This window comes from Pedobacter sp., from assembly GCF_040513095.1.
Classification (GTDB): domain Bacteria; phylum Bacteroidota; class Bacteroidia; order Sphingobacteriales; family Sphingobacteriaceae; genus Pedobacter.
In genome coordinates this window covers 1-18,750 of record NZ_JBEVDX010000016.1, presented here as the reverse complement: position 1 = coordinate 18,750, position 18,750 = coordinate 1, and the positions used below count along the sequence as shown (strand labels likewise).

Here is an 18,750-nt window from a genome sequence, read left to right as displayed (position 1 = left end):
ATTTCTGCTAAAGATTTGGCAATAACGTCTTTGAAATAGACAGTTTTGTTACGCAATTCGTCATTGCTTAAAGCCGAAAGCTTAGCATATTCTTCATTTATTTTGATGACAAGTGGTTGGATTGCCTTAATATCTCTATCCGATTTGCTTCCAAAAACTTTCGTTAAAAATCCTAACATTGTTTTTATCTGTGTTTATTTATTTAAAAATCATGATTTTACAACAACCAAGCCATATCAGCCGATAAGTCACTTTGTCAGTTGCCGGGGGATAAAAATACAAAATATCTTGTATAAAGCTCAGACAGTATTGCTTTATTTGGTCTGACAAGTACAAATTGTCATCCTGCTGTAAGGATTAAATCAAAAGATACATTCTATTTTTTGGGCAAAGCCCTTATCTTTGCCGCTATGAATATCTTATTATTAGGTTCCGGCGGCAGAGAAAGTGCTTTCGCCTGGAAGATGAGCCAGTCTGAGTTATGTTCCAAACTATTTATCGCACCGGGCAACGGTGGAACAGGAGCATATGGCAAAAACGTAAATCTGAATCCAAATGATTTTGAGGCCATCAAAAAGTTTGTTTTAACTGAAGGCATTACCCTGGTGGTGGTTGGCCCCGAAGAACCTTTGGTTAATGGTATTCATGACTACTTTATTGCCGATGAGCAGCTTTCTAAAATCCCTGTGATCGGTCCCAAGAAAGAAGGTGCAATTTTAGAAGGCAGCAAAGACTTCTCAAAAGAATTTATGGCACGCCATGGTATCCCTACTCCGGGATCAAAATCTTTCACCAATGAAACACTGGCGGAAGGCCTGGCCTATCTGGAAAACCACAGCTTGCCTGTAGTACTGAAGGCTGACGGACTTGCAGCAGGCAAAGGTGTTGTAATCTGCGAAAGCAACGCTGATGCACAGGAAGAGTTAAAGCTGATGCTGGGTGGTAAATTTGGCAATGCCGGGTCCCTTGTAGTTATTGAAGAATACCTGACAGGCATTGAGCTATCTGTATTTGTGTTAACTGACGGAGACAATTACCTGATCCTGCCGGAGGCGAAGGACTATAAAAAGATCGGTCAGGGAGATTCAGGATTAAACACAGGTGGTATGGGTTCAGTTTCCCCAGTGCCCTTTGCAGATCAGAAATTCCTGGACGATGTAGAACAATCGATTATCATTCCTACAATTGAAGGATTGAAAAAAGACAATATAGATTATACCGGTTTTATCTTCTTTGGCCTGTTCAAAGTGGGCGATAAACCGATGATCATTGAATATAACTGCCGTATGGGCGACCCGGAAACGGAAAGTGTTTTGCCAAGAATTGAGAATGACCTGGTAGAGCTGTTCATCGCCACTTCGCAGAAACGCCTGAAGGACGTACAGCTGAAGATCAGTGAGAAAAGTGCTGCTACAGTAATGATTGTTGCAGGTGGCTATCCCGGAGACTACGAAAAAGGAAAAGCGATAACAGGTATTGATAACCTGCGCAAATCCCGGGCTTTCCATGCAGGTACAACGCTTGAAGGCGGAGTCATCAAAAGCAATGGTGGTCGTGTATTGGCTGTAACAAGTTTGCAGGATGACATGTTCGATGCTTTGCAATCAGCCACTGCTGATGCTGCAAGGGTTTATTTTGACGGAAAGTATTTTAGAGAAGATATCGGGTTTGACCTTATGTAATCAAACAACTTAATAAACGAAGGTCCTGATTGTAATATTTCAGGGCCATTTTTTTTGCCTTACATTTCTTAAATTGTTAGTTTTAAAACAATCGACTTAACCGGACTCATAGATAAATACAATCGTTAAGCATCAGCGAGCTTTTGGATCATGAAAAGTTCAATCACGTTTCCATTGTACACCAATCTACAAGAACAGAGGGTTCTACGTTGACGGAAGTGGAAACACAGGTTTTGATTAATCAAGGACTGACCCCAAAGGAAAACCTCTTCACGACAGCCTGATGGTGCTTAATTCTTCTTTTCAACCAGCTCTGTACGTATATCGTTCGTATTTGGTTATAGATAAAACTATTGTCCGTCTATAGTTAAGCTATATACAAACTATACCATGTCTACCCCATAACAACTACAACTCTACCACAATTCTACCTAAAGGGTAAACATATGGTAGAGTTGTGGTTGATTTGCACTTTACATGGGGTAGACATGGTATAGTCCGAGTATAGTTCGTATATAGTAAAACAATAGTCTTACTACGACCAGTATACGAACAAAGTACGATCAGTATATAATCAGGGACATAGCTTTACAATAACTTCTGATAAGTACGCCACCAGAGGTCCGGCATCTCGCCATTCACCGCTACAGTATAGTCCTCATAGCGACATGGCACCAAGTGATAACGCTCGTTTTTAGACACTCCCGAAGGATAAGGCACCTGCATCCACCAGCGGTCAGATTTCTTGCTCTTCACAAAAAGCATCTCTCCCGAACCATCTTTCAGACTGGCACGGTAAATCAGATATTGCGATTTGGGATTCAGGGGAAAATCCTTTTTCCTGTTATAAAAACCATCCACAAAATACCACACCATCTGTGCCAAAAGCATAGCTGTCTGGCTGCTGTTATCAAAAGCCGGGTTAAATTCATAAAAACCTACAGAAGTAAGCTTATCATTTAATCCTGCATAGTGCGCAATCTTGCAGGCCTGCTCACCATAAAAGCCATTCGGAGTTGCATTGCCATTTGCCGGTGCATCCGAAGACCGGATAGCAGACATATCAAAACTCACCATATTTGCGTTTCTCATCACCGGCTCCACAGAGCTGATCTCCGTAAGGAATTCTCCCAGACGGTGCACATCAAAGTACAGCTTGTCCATCACCTTCAGGCTCTCCTGGTTTACAAAATAGGTTTGGAAACCAACATTGCTGAAGTTAAACAGGTAATTGGGCTGGTGTAAAAATATTTTATTGAGATAGCTGTTCGACTGTGTAGCAATACTTCCTTCATCGTAATCATCCTCTTCAAGATCGAACTTATTGTCAACCACCACCAGGTCTACTTTCTGTTCCAGGCTTTCGTAAGCCATATATTGCGCATACGTCAGATCCTGACCTCCACCGATGATCACCGGAATAATGTTGAGTTTGATCAGCTCTGCAACAACTGTTTTCAGCGCTATATAAGTATCCGAAATGTTTTCACCTGGTTTGATATTTCCGAGATCAATGATCCTGCTGTCAAAAGCCCCTTCATTCAGTAAGTAAAAATGCTCCCTGAAGTAATCCGGTCCCAAAGAACAGCCGTTGTTATTCACTGCAGCACGGTCGTCCTTAACGCCAAAAATAGCAATATCATATTCATCATCTCTGATTTCAGGAAATTTCTCTGTATAAAAACGCGCCTTTAATCCCAGCTGACTGGTATAAAATCCCTGTTTAGGAGTGAATTTTTCGGGAATTAAGGGAGAGAAAAAATCGGATAATGACATATTTGATATAATGTATGCTGTCAAATATCTATTTTTGAGACCACATATTAATGAACATCCTAAAAATAATGACATGATTTTAGTTACCGGCGCCACAGGTTTTTTAGGATCAGAGCTGATTGTTCAGCTCACGCGGCAGGGGAAAAAAATACGTGCACTCAAACGGCAAAACTCCGTTATTCCCGAAATTCTGAAGGGTAATTTGCTGGTGGAATGGGTCCTAACAGAAATTAATGATCTGGCCTCACTTGATGATGCTTTTGAGGATATCACTCAGGTATATCACTGCGCGGCGCTTGTATCTTTCAACCCGAAAGACAAAGCACAGCTACTAAAAATCAATATTGAAGGAACCAGTAACATTGCTAACCTTTGCGTAAATTATGGCGCAAGACTTCTCCATGTCAGTTCTATAGCTGCCCTCGGCGAAGCTAAAAAAGGAAAGCAGATTACGGAAGACGATTACTGGGAGTACGACTCTAAAGTACATTCTTATGCGATCTCCAAGTATGAAGGTGAAATGGAAGTCTGGCGCAGCATAGCTGAAGGTCTTGATGCTGTAATCGTTAATCCTGCGGTCATCATTGGTGCAAATGCAGGTTATACCGGCAGTGGTGCGATCTTCAAACTGGTAAAGGAAGGACTAAAATATTACACCGGCGGCGCTACAGGTATTGTAGATGTGAGTGATGTGGCAAAATGCATGATAGCACTGATGGAGAGCCCGGTAACTGCTGAGAGATTTACGATCTCAGCAGAGAATTATCATTATAAACAGTTTTTTTCGGAAATTGCCGCCGGTTTTGGGGTCAAAGCACCGGCTAAAGAAGCAACACCATGGATGCTTGGTCTGGCCTGGCGCGCATTAAAAGTTATCTCTCTGGTGACAGGAAAAGCACCGGGACTAACCAGCGATGCGGCACGCAGCAGTATGAACATTAGCCTTTACAGCAACGAAAAAATCATAAAAACTACAGGTATTACCTTTAAGCCCCTGCATGAAAGCATCAAGGAAGTGTGTGCAGGTTTAATTAAAAACTAAGATGAAGCAGAAGAACATTTACATTATTGATTTCGACAGTACCTTTACACAAGTGGAAGCCCTGGATGAGCTTGCCCGGATTTCCCTCAGCAAACACCCGGATAAGGAAGCGATCTTCAAAAAAATCGAAGATCTTACCAACCTGGCAATGGAAGGCAAACTGTCATTCAGTGAAAGTCTTGCCCAGCGCGTAAAACTGCTGGAAGCTTCTGAAGATCACCTGAAACAACTGATTACAAGGTTAAAAAAGAAAGTTTCGAGCTCTTTTTCCCGCAATGCGGCATTCTTTAAAAAACATGCTGATCAGGTATTAATTGTTTCGGGCGGTTTTAAGGAGTTTATCACGCCCGTAGTAAGCCAGTACCACATCAAAAAAGAAAATATTTACGCCAATACATTTGTAACCACAGGTGATGGCCAGATTATAGATTATGACCATGCCAACCCATTAAGTGAGGAAGGTGGCAAGGTAAAACTGATGCAGCAGCTGAACCTGGAGGGCGACCTCTATGGAATTGGCGACGGATATTCGGATTTCCAGCTTCGGGAGAGCGGCATGATCAAGAAGTTCTATGCCTTCACAGAAAATATTTCCAGGGATAGCATCGTCAGCAGAGCAGACCATGTTACACCAAGTTTCGATGAATTCCTCTATGTGAACAACCTGCCAAGGGCGATTTCGTATCCCAGGAACAGGATCTTATGCCTGATTATCGGGGAGGTGCCTGCGGAAAGTATCGCGCTGCTAAAAAAGGATGGTTTTTCTATCCGTCATAAATCCACTTTCGAGGATAAATACGTAAAAGATGTACATATGGTACTGATGGCGGATGGCGAAAAAATGGACCCGGAAAAACTAAAGCTTGCTGTGAAGTTAAAAACTGTGGGATACCTGGGTAACGCCAGGAATTACCTGGATTTGCAAACGTGTACAGACATGGGCATCGTGATTTTTGAGGATCCTAAGCATAACCCGAGGAATACCAACTTTATCCCTAAAAGGATGATGGACTTTATGAATACTGGTACTACTTACCTGAGCAGTAATTTCCCTAACCTGCAATTGCCAAGGTTCAACCAGAGTCACCGTTTAATCCACGTACACCATAATGTACCGGGAATCATGGCGCAGATCAATACTGTATTTGCTAACCACAGCATCAACATTGTGGGCCAGTTCCTGATGACCAATGCAACGATCGGATATGCGATCACGGATATCAATGCAGAATACGATAAAGATGTTTTTAAAGCCTTAAAGAAGATTGACCAAACCATAAAATTCAGAGTACTCTATTAGCACTACCATGGAACTTACCCCTGAAATAAAAGATAAGCTGGATAAACTTCAGGAAAAGTATGCCGCAATGGGACAGGATATGGCGGCTTACCTGGATGGCCTATTGTATGCAGATTTCCTCACGTACTGGGATTATATTCACCTGGATACGCTGCTGAGCCTGCAAAGTCCCAAAACACCATTTCCTGATGAAGAAATCTTCATCATGTACCACCAGATCACTGAGCTTTATTTTAAGCTTAGCCTGCATGAGTGCAAACAGATAGCCGAACATCCGGCACTGACCGCTGAGTTTTTTACAAACCGCGTAAAGCGGATCAATGCGTATTTTAATGCGCTGGTCAGTTCATTTGAGGTGATGGTAAACGGCATGGAAAAAGAGCAGTTCCTCAAATTCCGCATGTCGCTTTTACCGGCAAGCGGATTTCAGTCGGGCCAGTACAGGATGATTGAGATCTGTGCCACAGACTTTACAAGGCTCGTTGACAAAAGCCGTCGTGAAGAACTTGCGAATGCAACGGCCGAAGAAAAATTTGAACATATCTACTGGAAATTTGGTGCAACGGAACTGGCGAGCGGCAAGCAAACGCTTACGCTGAAGCAGTTTATCGCTAAATACGCCGATCAGTTCCTGCAGTTGATCAAAGAAAGAGAACATACAAATTTCGCTGCGTTGTACCACCGTTTGCGTTGCGAAGGACAGGATGTAACGCTACTCGCAGAAGAACTGAGGAAACTCGATCTGTTTGTCAATGTAGAGTGGCCGCTCTCGCACTACAAATCTGCGGTAAGGTACCTGGAGAGGGATCCTGTGGATATTGCCGCAACAGGGGGAACCAACTGGCAGAAGTATCTGCCTCCGCGTTTTCAGAAAAGAATTTTCTATCCTTTCTTATGGACAGAAACCCAGGTAGAAGAATGGGGTAAGTCGTGGGTACTTAGTGTCTTAAAAACACTGCATACTTAAAAAATAAACTGGTTCAGGAAATTTTTTTTTCTTAATTTTGAACCAAACTAATACCGAGGACCGTGATAGAGACATTGACAATAAAAACCACAAAAACTGCGCATTCCAGACTGGCCGAAATGGATAAAACCGATCTGCCCTTTGGAAAGTATTTTACCGACCATATGTTTGTTGCCGATTATATTGATGGGGAATGGACCAACTTTGAGATTGTGCCATATGGCCCGATTCCAATGAGCCCGGCAATTTCTGCTCTTCATTACGGACAGACAATTTTTGAGGGAATGAAGGCTTATAAACAAGCTGACGGCAGTGTGAGCGTCTTCAGGGCTGACAAAAACCTGGCGCGGCTGAACAAATCGGCCGAAAGGATGTCAATGGCTACCCTACCTGAAGAAATCTTTATGCAGGGCCTTGCCGCACTGATCGATATCGACAGGGCATGGGTGCCGGATATTGAAAACTATTCTCTATACATCAGGCCTACGATGTTTGCTTCAGATCCTTTTCTGGGTGTGAGACCATCGTTAACATATAAGTTCATTATCCTGATGAGCCCAAGTGCTCCATACTACAGCAAGCCACTGAAGGTTAAAATTGAAACAAAATATACCCGTTCTGTAGACGGAGGGGTTGGCGCTGCAAAAACCGGGGGTAATTACTCTGCGGCGATGCTGCCAACTACGAAAGCCCTGGAAGAAGGATTTGACCAGTTGATCTGGACGGATGCAAAGGAGCACAGATTTGTCGAAGAATCCGGTGCAGCTAACTTAATGTTTGTTGTAGACGGAAAAATTCTGACTCCTGAAGTTCGCGAGACAATCCTTGATGGTATTACCAGAGATACGGTAATCCAGCTGGCGAAAAGCATGGGATATGAAGTAGAGGAAAGAAGGGTTGAGATTAAGGAAGTACTGGAATATGCAGAAAGCGGAAGATTAACAGAAGCCTTCGCAGTAGGTACTGCTGCTACAGTAACGCAAATCTATGAAATGAATTATGAGGGTAAAGCTTATCCATTAACGGATCCTGCTACGCGTAATATTTCTGCAGGCATTGCTAAAAAACTGAACGAGATCCGTAATGGTGTTGCTGCCGATGAATTTGGCTGGAACTGGATCGTATAAAATAACAACAAAACATTTAATGCTACAAGGCGCCCCTAACAGGCGCCTTTAATTTTATAATATGAAGCTATATCTACTATCTGCCACCTTCATTGCTTTCCTTTCAGCTGTTGCTCTTGATGCCAGCGCACAGCAAAAATTAACATTTCAGCAAACACAGGGAACGGTACCCTCTCTCACTAAACCCCAGGCCGTAATATCTGGCTGGAGCGATGACAGCCACTATATCGAAACAGATCCCAAAACACGTCAGATGTACGCTGTGGACATCCGTTCAGGCGAACGCAGTTCGTATAGTCCCCCACCAAAAAGCAATGTGGAGGTGATGGTGAAAGATAAGGATGTGTACATTCAGTATGGAAAAGATGAACCAACGAAATTAACGAAAGATACAGCAGAGGAAAAGAACCCTAGCCTGTCGCCCGACGGAAAATATGTTGCGTTTACGCGGAACAGCGATCTCTATGCTGTAGAGGTTGCCACGGGAAAGGAAATAAGATATACCATGGATGCCACTGATGTGATCTATAATGGGTATTCTTCATGGGTATACTTCGAAGAGATTCTGGGCAGGCCCACAAAGTATAAGGCTTTCTGGTGGGCTCCCGACAGTAAACACCTGGCTTTTATGCGTTTCGATGATACCAAAGTGCCAATGTTTCCGATCAATGGAGCTACCGGGCAACATGGTTACACCGAAAAAACACGGTATCCGAAGGCTGGTGATCCTAATCCCGAAGTGAAAATAGGATTTGTACCTACTGCCGGCGGAGCTATAGTATGGGCTGATTTCAATGAAAAGGACGACCAGTATTTTGGTACGCCATACTGGAGCTTTGATGGCAGCAGCATGATGGTGCAATGGATGAACCGCGGGCAGGATAACCTGAAGTTTTATGCGGTTAAACCAGAAACCGGCGCTAAAAAGGAGATCTATGACGAGAAACAGTCTTCATGGGTGGACCTGGATTATGATGGCCGTATTACCTACCTGGAAGATAAAAAGCACTATATCCTGAAAAGTGACAAAACCGGATGGGCACATTATTACCTGTATACTCTTGATGGAAAACTGCTGAATCCCCTGACAAGCGGAAAATGGCAGGTGACGAACCTTGTGTATGTGGACGAAAAGAACAAGGTAATCTATTTTACAGCACGCAAGGAAGCTTCTACACGTACAGATTTATACAGGGTAAACTATAATGGTAAGGATTTCAAACGCCTGACGTTTGGTGAATACAGCCACCAGGTGAAGATATCTCCTTCAGGAAAGTATTTCATTACTACTTATTCTAACGTGAGTACACCTTCAAAACAAACTTTGCTGGATAATACGGGCAAGGTGGTTAAGGAGATTTCTGATAGTAAATCAGCAGATTTTGAAACTTATGCTATTGGTAAAACTGAAATGATCACTATTCCCACAGATGACGGCTATAACCTGCCGGCTGTGATCACTTACCCTGTAAATTTTGATCAGAGTAAAACTTATCCTGTGATCTTCAGTATGTACGGCGGCCCGGATGCGGGTACAGTAACCAACACCTGGAAAGGCACAGCGCCGCAGTGGTGGGCTAACGAAGGCATTATCCAGATCGCGGTAGATCACCGTGCTTCAGGCCAGTTTGGCAAGGAAGGAGTGGCACTTATGCACAGGAACCTGGGCAAATGGGAGATGAAGGATTATATCACCGCTGCAAAATGGCTGAAAGCGAAACCCTGGGTAAACAATAAGAAATTACTGATTACAGGGCACAGTTATGGAGGATACATGACTACGATGGCGCTGACCTATGGAGCTGACTACTTTGATTACGGATATGCAGGTGCCCCGGTTACCAGCTGGGAGCTATACGATTCTGCCTATACGGAAAGATTTATGGATACGCCGAAAGAGAATCCTGAAGGATATAAAAATGCTTCTGTACTGACGTACGTAGATAAGTATAAAGGTTTGCTGCGGGTAATGCATGCTGATATGGATGACAATGTACATATGCAGAATACGATCCAGTTCATCAATAAAATGGAAGATGCGAATAAACATTTTGAGCTGATGATTTATCCAGGAGGCAGACATGGCTGGTCTGCAACTGTTAAAGGGAAGCATGATTTTACTGAGCGTGTAAGGTTTTACTATCAGAATTTACTGGAGAAACCTGTACCGGAAGAGTTGTTTAAGTAAGTTTTACCATGGCTGATTGTGATAACAGTGTTGCACAATCAGCCGTCTTACTTCCTTCCCCTGGCATCATGCCTTCTCTGCCGGTTCTCCCTGCGCACTTCCCTGTCCGCTTTCATCTTCTCAAACTCTGCGATCTTCGCAGCTATTTCAGCTTCTTTTTTCGGGGTTAGCCCAACAGTATACTTAATTCCCTGAAAAAGGGACTGCCAGATAAAGCTGAAAAAGGAATTGGTGGGGTCCCGCTGGAAATCGATCGGCGCCGTAATGAACTGCCCGGTTTTATTTGGATTGGCAGGATTGATCACCAGAGCATTGGCCAGCATCGAGATCAGTCCCTGTTTTACCAGCCTGTTTTTTCCCTCTACTTTTTTCAGCAGGCCAATCGACAGGTCATCGTAGGCAAAAGCCAGGTTTCCTTTTGCCTGTTTTTCATCGGCAATCACATTAAAAGTCAGTTTCTTTACCTCACCGCTTTTCACCTGCACAAGTCCCAGTGGCTTGGTAATCTTGTTCAGTACAGAACCTTTCATATTGGTAAGCTCTCCGTTGTAGGCAAATGCTCCGTTTTTCGCATTCAGGTCGAATTTAAAGTTGACATGCAGCTTCCCCTGCCCCATCATATAGCTGTCCAGGCTCGCCAGCATAAAAGGGTTCTTTTGTTTAACCCTCGTCTCATTGGTTACATTTGAAATAGTACCGGAAGTATTTTCAAAGGAAATCTTTCCTTTTTGCCTTGTATACCGGTCAAACAGCGCATAGCTGAAGTCAACATTATTCAGGTGAAGTTTTTTTACCGACAATTGCCCCTTTACTGTCTGTAAAAGCTGATGAGGAAACTTGCCCATCCTTACTACGCCACGTGAAGGAAGTTCATTATTGTTAAATACGTTGACAAAGCCATTATCTATCGTCATATCGTTTGCAGACAATTGCAGTTTTTTCACATAGAGAGGGAGGTCGATTCCTGTCAGACGGATATCCGTCATCTGAATATTAAAACGGTCTTTTGCATACCCGGCAGCAGGCCCGAAGTCCATTTCAGTATACCTCGGCGTAAGGCTGAACCTGTTGATATGCAATAAACCCGTAGAAGCTCTAAATGACAACGCATTGATCCGCATATGATACAGACTGTCAGGCGTAGCAAAATCGTAATCATTCAGATTGATCAGTACATCTTTCAAGAGGTAAAACCTGGAAGGATCAGTTGCGGAATGAGGATCGATCAGCCAGTCTTTGAACGTGATATTCAGGTTATCCAGTGAATCTGACTCAGGTACCGCGAGGTTTTTGTTTACGTACTTGAAACTGATATCCTTCAGATCGATACTTTTCACACTGACCTTTTTGAGGAATTTGGAGATATAGGCATATGGCGATCTGTATGGCCGTGCGGGACGGTTTTCATTAAATTCGAACTGTTTATTGATCATCACCACGCTGGGATGCTCAAACAGCAGCTGGTCAACCTCAAGCTTTTTATCCCTGAACAGGCGTAAAGGATGAAAGTTCCAGATAGTCAGTTTTTTTAGTCTTACCTCATAAATATTATTTGGCGCATGTTTAAGGCGCACCAGTTTGTTGTATATATTGGTATCCGGCAGAATATGCACATCCAGAATAGAAGCGTTGCCCAGCAGATAATTTGAGTTTACAGTACTGAATTCTATACGGTACAGGCTATCTGTGGCATGAAGCACCAGGTCTTTCAGTTCTTTGGTCACAATCGGTCTTCGCTTTGAACTGAGGTACCATGATGCAGCATCGGCAGTCATGAACAGCACAAATACGATTCCGGCGATCCATTTCAGTATAGTAAATGTCTTTCGCGACGTCTTAATCATGCAGTACCGGTAATATGATTTTACAATATACGTTTTTTCTTAAATCAGCCTGCACCTAATTCTTTTCCTTTCCGGCTTTTTTTTCAGCTCTTTTTTCCTGTCTTTTCTCTTTGCGTTCCCTGAGTTTTTCTACCACTACCCTGCGTCCTTCTTCAGGCGTTTTCATCGGAACGATACCCAGGCCGACCGTTTCGCGCATGCCTATAAACACACTTTTCCACAACAAATTGAAGAATGATGCCCCCGGCGGCCTGTCAAACACTATATCCGCGGTGCGAACAGGTTTTCCTTTTGAAGGGTTCTCATCTTTCACGATCAGTGTATTTGCCAGGAAGGAGAGCAATCCTTTCTTTTTCGCTGGTTTTCCGTCTTCGCCTTCCTTTAACAGTTCTATCTTCAGGTTATTGTAATACATATGCATCGTACCACGTGAGCCTTTCGCATTGGCCTTTACATCAAAATCAATTTTCTGGATCTGGCCGCTTTCAATTGTCACCAGTCCTAATGCTTTAGACAGAGGATTGAGCTTTACCATATCCATTTTACCTATATTTCCTTTGAAAGTGAAGGCTGCATTTTTGGCCAGGAGGTCGAAGTTGATGCGTATATGAAGCTGTGCCGCCCTGATCATATATGCATCCAGTTCTGCTACGGCGTATCTGTTTTTGGAGAGTGATGTAGAATCGTTCGTCACATTGTAGATATTTCCTGTCAGGCGGTCGATGTGAACGGTCCCTTTCTCCTGAGAAATAGGATTGTATTCTGTGTAGGCAACATTTACCCCGCGGAGCTGAAGGGTATCTACAGTGGTTTCAACAGGCAACCTTTTTAGCGCCATATGCGGGAAATTGCCGGATTTATCACCATGACCGGGAGGCATTTCCCTGTTCATGAAAACTTTGGCATTCCCGTTTTTGATACGCAGTGCTTTGGCCTGTAAGATACCCCTGATATTCAGCCTGTAGAAATTCACTCCCCTAAAGTCGATCTGGTCAAATGCCAGGTTATACCGGTCCTTCTGGGTTTTTAGCATTTTGCTGAACTGAATTTCGGGATACATGGGGATCATTTTGAAGCCTTTGACATGAACTGTTTTTCCTATGGCTGACCCCGTGATGGTATCTACTTTCATAGTGTACATCTTATCCTTTGACAGGGAACTATATCCCGTCATTTCAAAAGATATGTCTTTTGTATAGTAAAATCTTGTGGTATCAGATTTAGAATGCTCATCAAGCAGCAGGTCTTTAACATGCACATTTAAATGTTTCACTGAGTTCAGTAACTGACCTGTTGCCCCGCTGACATAGTCGAAATCTGCATCTTCAATCTTAATCCCTTTGATGTGCACAGATTTCAGTATTTTGGAAATCCGTTCATACAAACTACGCCTGTCTTTTACCGGCGTAGGCTTTTTATAGACCTTATTATAGATCATATTGATTGAAGGGTGTTTAAGAATGATGTCATTCATCTCTATCTTTTTCCTGAAATAAATCGTAAGAATTGATATTCTGCGAAGCTGCAGTTTCTCCAGCTTTACCTGAAATAAATGGGTTGGCGCAGTACCCGATTTTTTTCTTGCGTTGAAAACAGCTGTGTCAGGAGCAAGTAAAATACTGTCAACCGTAACACTGCCTGTAAGCAGGTTTAAATGTATATCCTTAAAGTTCAGGGAATACATATGCTCAGAGCCATTATACACCACATCCTTAATTTTCTGCGTCAGTACCGGTTTCCAGCGGATGCTGAAATAGATAGAAATACTAGCTACAATAGCAATCAGGACGATAATTATTCCGGCAATCCATTTCCATATTTTACTTGTTCCTGAGTTCCTGCTCATGCTAGTTTGGGTTTCTGTTATTGCATACAAGCACCATGCCCACAATGTTTGGAGCGGATATTTAAATTCTGCCAATTTGTCATTTGTGAATAAAATTTTATATTTTTGTACCCCAGTAACAGGATTACAATTTATGATTGATTTACAGCTAACAGACAAGACACACGATGAAGCGCGCCAGGGTGAAGCCCTGATCATGGAAGCACCTAAGGTGCTCAATGCCAGAAAGCTATATATTGAGAGTTATGGTTGTCAGATGAATTTTGCCGACAGTGAAATCGTTGCTTCTATCCTGCTTGACCAGGGTTTTGAGACGACGGGCGACTATCACGAGGCGGATGCAATATTTATTAATACCTGCTCTATCCGGGAGAACGCAGAACAGCGCGTGCGTAACCGTTTATCGCAGTTTGGTATAGAAAAACGCAGAAACCCCAAGCTGATTGTTGGCGTACTGGGCTGCATGGCAGAGCGTTTAAAATCCAAATTTTTAGAAGAAGAGAAACTCGTTGATATGGTTGTTGGACCGGATGCTTACCGCGATCTGCCACAACTGATCGAGCAGGTAGGAGAAGGCCAGAAAGCGATCAATGTATTGCTATCGAGGGAGGAAACCTACGCTGATATCAGTCCTGTCCGCTTAAACGGAAATGGCATCACTGCATTTATTTCTATCATGCGGGGTTGTGATAACATGTGTTCTTTCTGCGTTGTTCCTTTTACAAGGGGGCGCGAACGCAGCAGGGATCCGTATTCTATCCTTGCAGAAGCACAGGATTTATTTGACCGCGGTTATAAAGAAGTAACACTATTGGGTCAGAACGTAGATTCTTACAAATGGAAAGGTGCGGATGAAGCTTCAGAAACGATGGTCAACTTTGCCCAGTTACTGGAAAAAGTAGCCCTGATCAGTCCTGATCTGAGGATCCGCTTTTCTACTTCGCATCCAAAAGATATCACCGACGAGGTTTTATATACTATCAAAAGATACGATAACATCTGCAATAATATCCATCTGCCGGTGCAGTCTGGCAGCAGCAGGATATTGGATATCATGAACCGTACCTATACGCGTGAGTGGTATATCAACAGGATTGATGCCATCAGGAGCATTATTCCGGATTGTGCGATCTCTACAGATGTCATCGCAGGTTTCTGCACAGAAACTGAGGAAGAGCACCAGGAAACATTAAGCATGATGGACTACGTGGGTTATGATTTCGCTTTCTGCTTCAGCTATTCAGAAAGACCGGGCACACTTGCCGCAAGAAAATTTGAAGATGATATTCCTGAAGATGTGAAAAAACGCCGTTTGCAGGAAATTCTTTTAAAACAGCAGGTTACTTCATTGCAAAGGCTGCAGGCTTCAGTAGGCAAAACCGTGAGGATCCTTGTTGAAGGTTTCTCTAAAAAGTCTGACAAGGACTTGTGCGGAAGAAATGATCAGAATGCCATGATCGTATTCCCGGCTGCAGAGAATGTTGTTCCGGGTCAATATGTGAATGTTGTTATTGAACGTTGTACTTCTGCAACACTATTAGGCAGAATTGCCAGTTAAGTAGAATATTTTAAACAAATTCAATTTATTTTGGACGTACAGGATATTAAAAATCGATTTGGCATTATTGGTGGCTCCCCACTTTTAAACCGTGCAATTGATATTGCGAGGCAGGTAGCCCCAACCGATATGTCAGTTTTAATTACTGGTGAAAGTGGTAGCGGAAAGGAAGTGTTTTCGCATATTATCCACCAGATGAGTACACGCAAACACGGCGCTTTTATTGCCGTTAACTGTGGTGCCATACCAGAAGGAACAATCGACTCAGAATTATTTGGTCACGAAAAAGGCTCATTTACCGGTGCCCACGAAGCACGTAAAGGATATTTTGAAGTGGCAAACGGAGGAACAATCTTCCTGGATGAAGTAGCAGAACTGCCTTTGGGCACACAGGCGCGCCTTTTACGTATTTTGGAAAGTGGCGAGTATCTGCGCGTAGGTTCATCCAAAGTGCAAAAGACGGATGTCCGTATCGTAGCAGCTACAAACGTTGATGTATACAACAGGGTAAAATCGGGCAAATTCCGTGAGGATTTGTATTACCGTTTAAACACTGTGCCTTTGCGCATCCCTGCATTACACGAGAGAAAAGAAGATATATTTTTGCTCTTCAGAAAGTTTTCTGCCGATTTCAGTGATAAATACCGCAGTCCGGGGATTCACCTTGAACCTGATGCAATACAGATGCTGAGCAATTACAGCTGGCCTGGTAATGTCCGTCAGTTGAAGAATATAGCAGAGCAGGTATGTGTGCTTGAAAAAGAACGCAATGTAACGGCCGCTGCTTTGCTGAACTATATCCCCAATGAAAGCGGCAGTAATCTGCCAATGGCGATCAACGGGAATAACAGCAAGGAAGATTTCTCTGAACGTGATATTCTGTACAAGGTTCTTTTTGATATGAAAAAGGACATGATGGACCTGAAGAAGCTTGTGGCAGAGATCATTCAGAGCGGCGGGAATACTTCGCACATCGTAGCAGATAACCCTCATTACATCAACCAGCTTTATCAGGAGATTGATCAGACCGGCAATAACGATTCGACGCTAACGATCAAGAAACCATCGCAGAATGCACCGGTAGACTATAACTACACGCATGAGGCCGAAGAAGTGGAGGAGTCACTTTCACTGATCGACAAGGAATCTGACCTGATCAAAAAGGCATTGAAAAAACACAAGGGCAAACGTAAGTTCGCAGCGCAGGAGCTGGGCATCTCTGAACGTACGTTATACAGGAAAATTAAAGAACTGAATTTAAATTAAGAGATGAAGAGAATATATTTATTGCTGTTACTGCCTCTCTTGGCACTTGTAAATTCTTGTTCGGTGAAGCTGAACGGTGCTTCTATCCCTAAAGATATGAAAACGGTAACGGTATTGTTTTTTGAAAACAATGCCCCTCTCGTTGTACCAACCCTTAGCCAGGATTTCACCGAGGCACTTAAGAACCGTATCCGTACGCAGACCAGTCTGAACATTGTGACTTCAGACGCACATGCTGTATTTGAAGGCAGGATTACCGGTTATGACATCAGACCTGTTGCCCTGCAGAACAACAACCAGCCTAGTGCTGCCGCAAACAGGCTTACAATTAAGGTAAGTGTAAAATACACCAACAACCTGGAGCCAAAATCAAGCTTCGAAGAATCTTTCGAAAGGTATAAGGATTTCCCGGTAGGAACAACAACTTTTGATATTGCTCAGATCCAGTTAATTAAAGATATTAACGTCATGCTCATTGAAGATATTTTCAACCGGGCCTTTGCACAATGGTGAGAAAATTGAATTTCAATCATTAACTTAGCAACGTGGAGCTGGACAAAAACATAGAACAAGAACTTGCCGGATTACTTGCGGATCCTGAAAAGGTATCATTGCAGCATGCGGCTATGTTAAATGATTTGTTACAGGAATACCCTTACTATCAGCCGCTGCACCTGCTGCTTGCAAAAGCTAACCAGGAAGCAGAACAAAATAATGCACTGGCCAGAGCTGCACTTTACACCAACGGATATGCCCTGCACCGCTTTCTCTTTGAGAAAAAGGAGAGCAAAACTGATTTCCGGCTAAATGAGGTTCCTGCTGCTATTGGCGAAGATCTTCCGGTAGTAACGGATGAGCAGGAAACATTTGAAGAGATCTCTGAGTCTTTTACCGTTGAGCCCTATGAGGGTGTTGCCGTTGCACAGCCAGAGCCTATTGAAGCAGATGCCGAAGAAGAGTTTTTATTATCTCAGATAGCAGACGAACAGGAAACTTTTGAGGAGATCTCGGAGCCTTTTTCATTTGTTAGGTCAGAGACTTCCGTGATAGCTGCCGAAAACATTCTGGCAAGAGACGAACAGGAAACGTTCGAAGAAATATCAGAACCTTCGCAGTTCCAGATTATTCCCCCGCCAACTGAGCAGGACATTCCTGCAGAAGATACATCTGCCGCAGCGGAAGAAAATGTTTTTGAAGAAATTGGGGAGCTGGACTATGATGCTTACCGCCCTTTCAGAAATTCTGTTCAGGCCGATGATTCATCAAAACAGGAAGAACCATCCAGTCCATTTTATACAGTTACACCTCAGGTGAGGATTGAAACACCTGAAGATGGCTTAAACGAAGATGAGAACAATGCGGACTTTGATTCAAGTGATTCACCAGAGGATGAGCAGCATACAGAACAGGTTGAGCTGGAAAAACTGGAACAAGCTGAGACCGGGCAAATAGCACCAGCTGAACCTGAAGCGCAGAAAAACACACTGGAAGATGACTTCGTTTTTGAAAGCATTGTATCCACAGATTTCTTTGCCTTTGAGAATAACTTCAGCGCAGTAGAAGAAGTACAGCCTGATAAACCTGAAGTTGCCGCCCCTCCGGTTATTGAAGAACATGATGAAGCTGCGGCAGCTGAAGTAGAAAACAGCAGGGTAAGCAATTACAATGACGATAAGCTGCCCTATACATTTTTATGGTGGCTGGCTAAAACGCGTAAAGAACATCAGAGTACTTTCCAGCCATATGTAACGGCTAAAAAACCCGGCTCACAGGAATTGCAGCAACAATACGTGGAACACATTTTTCACCTACAGAGTCACCTTACCGGAACCGAACTGCTGGACAATGAAGAAGAAGCCAAGCCGGCAAGCAAAGATTCCCAGATAATCGATAGTTTTATCAAAAACGATCCGCAGATCCATGCGCCCAATGCAGAGCAGATCGACAATGAGAATAAGGCGAAGAAAAGTGCAGAAGATCAGAATGACCTGGTTTCTGAAACCCTTGCCGGAATTTACATTGAACAGATGCTTTATGACAAGGCGATAGATACTTATGAAAAATTAAGTTTGAAGTTTCCGGAAAAAAGCCGTTACTTTGCCGACCTTATCCAATCTATAGAAAAGAAAATTTAACCATTTAACATACTATGCT

The 18,750-nt window shown here is 43.2% G+C and carries 14 protein-coding genes; 10 read left to right on the top strand and 4 right to left on the bottom strand.

The window, feature by feature from the left end:
• Positions 1 to 179: hypothetical protein (locus ABWY16_RS02610; RefSeq protein ID WP_353903094.1), on the bottom strand; the 179-nt coding region annotated here is incomplete at its 3' end.
• Positions 180 to 410: 231 nt separating this feature from the next.
• Here ABWY16_RS02610 and purD point away from each other — a divergent pair.
• Positions 411 to 1,682: a phosphoribosylamine--glycine ligase gene (gene purD / locus ABWY16_RS02605; RefSeq protein ID WP_353903093.1), complete on the top strand. Its 1,272-nt coding sequence runs from the start codon at positions 411 to 413 to the stop codon at positions 1,680 to 1,682.
• A 588-nt stretch (positions 1,683 to 2,270) separates the two neighbouring features.
• On the opposite strand, the gene ABWY16_RS02600 is transcribed toward purD, so the two are convergent.
• Positions 2,271 to 3,458, bottom strand: coding sequence for a formimidoylglutamase (locus ABWY16_RS02600; protein WP_353903092.1), 1,188 nt, complete (start codon positions 3,456 to 3,458; stop codon positions 2,271 to 2,273).
• Between the two features lie 73 nt (positions 3,459 to 3,531).
• On the opposite strand from ABWY16_RS02600, the gene ABWY16_RS02595 reads away from it, so the two are divergent.
• The 5 genes from ABWY16_RS02595 (at position 3,532) to ABWY16_RS02575 (ending at position 10,082) form a co-directional block, all read left to right on the top strand.
• Entirely contained in the window at positions 3,532 to 4,500 is a 969-nt protein-coding gene (locus ABWY16_RS02595) for an NAD-dependent epimerase/dehydratase family protein (RefSeq protein WP_353903091.1), read from the top strand.
• Between the two features lies 1 nt (position 4,501).
• Positions 4,502 to 5,800: an HAD-IB family phosphatase gene (locus tag ABWY16_RS02590; protein ID WP_353903090.1), complete on the top strand. Its 1,299-nt coding sequence runs from the start codon at positions 4,502 to 4,504 to the stop codon at positions 5,798 to 5,800.
• 7 nt (positions 5,801 to 5,807) lie between these two features.
• Entirely contained in the window at positions 5,808 to 6,767 is a 960-nt protein-coding gene (locus ABWY16_RS02585) for a tryptophan 2,3-dioxygenase family protein (protein WP_353903089.1), read from the top strand.
• Positions 6,768 to 6,829: 62 nt separating this feature from the next.
• A complete protein-coding gene (locus ABWY16_RS02580) occupies positions 6,830 to 7,894 on the top strand; it encodes a branched-chain amino acid aminotransferase (RefSeq protein ID WP_353903088.1) in 1,065 nt (354 codons plus the stop codon).
• 61 nt (positions 7,895 to 7,955) lie between these two features.
• Positions 7,956 to 10,082: a S9 family peptidase gene (locus tag ABWY16_RS02575; RefSeq protein WP_353903087.1), complete on the top strand. Its 2,127-nt coding sequence runs from the start codon at positions 7,956 to 7,958 to the stop codon at positions 10,080 to 10,082.
• A 47-nt stretch (positions 10,083 to 10,129) separates the two neighbouring features.
• On the opposite strand, the gene ABWY16_RS02570 is transcribed toward ABWY16_RS02575, so the two are convergent.
• Positions 10,130 to 11,926 (bottom strand): hypothetical protein, encoded by a 1,797-nt coding sequence (locus ABWY16_RS02570; RefSeq protein WP_353903086.1) that lies wholly within the window; start codon positions 11,924 to 11,926, stop codon positions 10,130 to 10,132.
• A gap of 55 nt (positions 11,927 to 11,981) precedes the next feature.
• Complete coding sequence (locus ABWY16_RS02565) at positions 11,982 to 13,772, bottom strand: AsmA family protein (protein WP_353903085.1); 1,791 nt, start codon at positions 13,770 to 13,772, stop codon at positions 11,982 to 11,984.
• A gap of 133 nt (positions 13,773 to 13,905) precedes the next feature.
• Here ABWY16_RS02565 and miaB point away from each other — a divergent pair, with 133 nt between their 5' ends.
• The 4 genes from miaB to ABWY16_RS02545 are packed head-to-tail and all read left to right on the top strand — an operon-like array spanning position 13,906 to position 18,731.
• Positions 13,906 to 15,330: a tRNA (N6-isopentenyl adenosine(37)-C2)-methylthiotransferase MiaB gene (gene miaB / locus ABWY16_RS02560; protein ID WP_353903084.1), complete on the top strand. Its 1,425-nt coding sequence runs from the start codon at positions 13,906 to 13,908 to the stop codon at positions 15,328 to 15,330.
• A gap of 30 nt (positions 15,331 to 15,360) precedes the next feature.
• Positions 15,361 to 16,596 (top strand): sigma-54 interaction domain-containing protein, encoded by a 1,236-nt coding sequence (locus ABWY16_RS02555; RefSeq protein WP_353903083.1) that lies wholly within the window; start codon positions 15,361 to 15,363, stop codon positions 16,594 to 16,596.
• A 3-nt stretch (positions 16,597 to 16,599) separates the two neighbouring features.
• Positions 16,600 to 17,109: an LptE family protein gene (locus tag ABWY16_RS02550; protein ID WP_353903082.1), complete on the top strand. Its 510-nt coding sequence runs from the start codon at positions 16,600 to 16,602 to the stop codon at positions 17,107 to 17,109.
• A gap of 32 nt (positions 17,110 to 17,141) precedes the next feature.
• Positions 17,142 to 18,731 (top strand): DUF8458 domain-containing protein, encoded by a 1,590-nt coding sequence (locus ABWY16_RS02545; RefSeq protein WP_353903081.1) that lies wholly within the window; start codon positions 17,142 to 17,144, stop codon positions 18,729 to 18,731.
• Positions 18,732 to 18,750 lie beyond the last annotated feature (19 nt).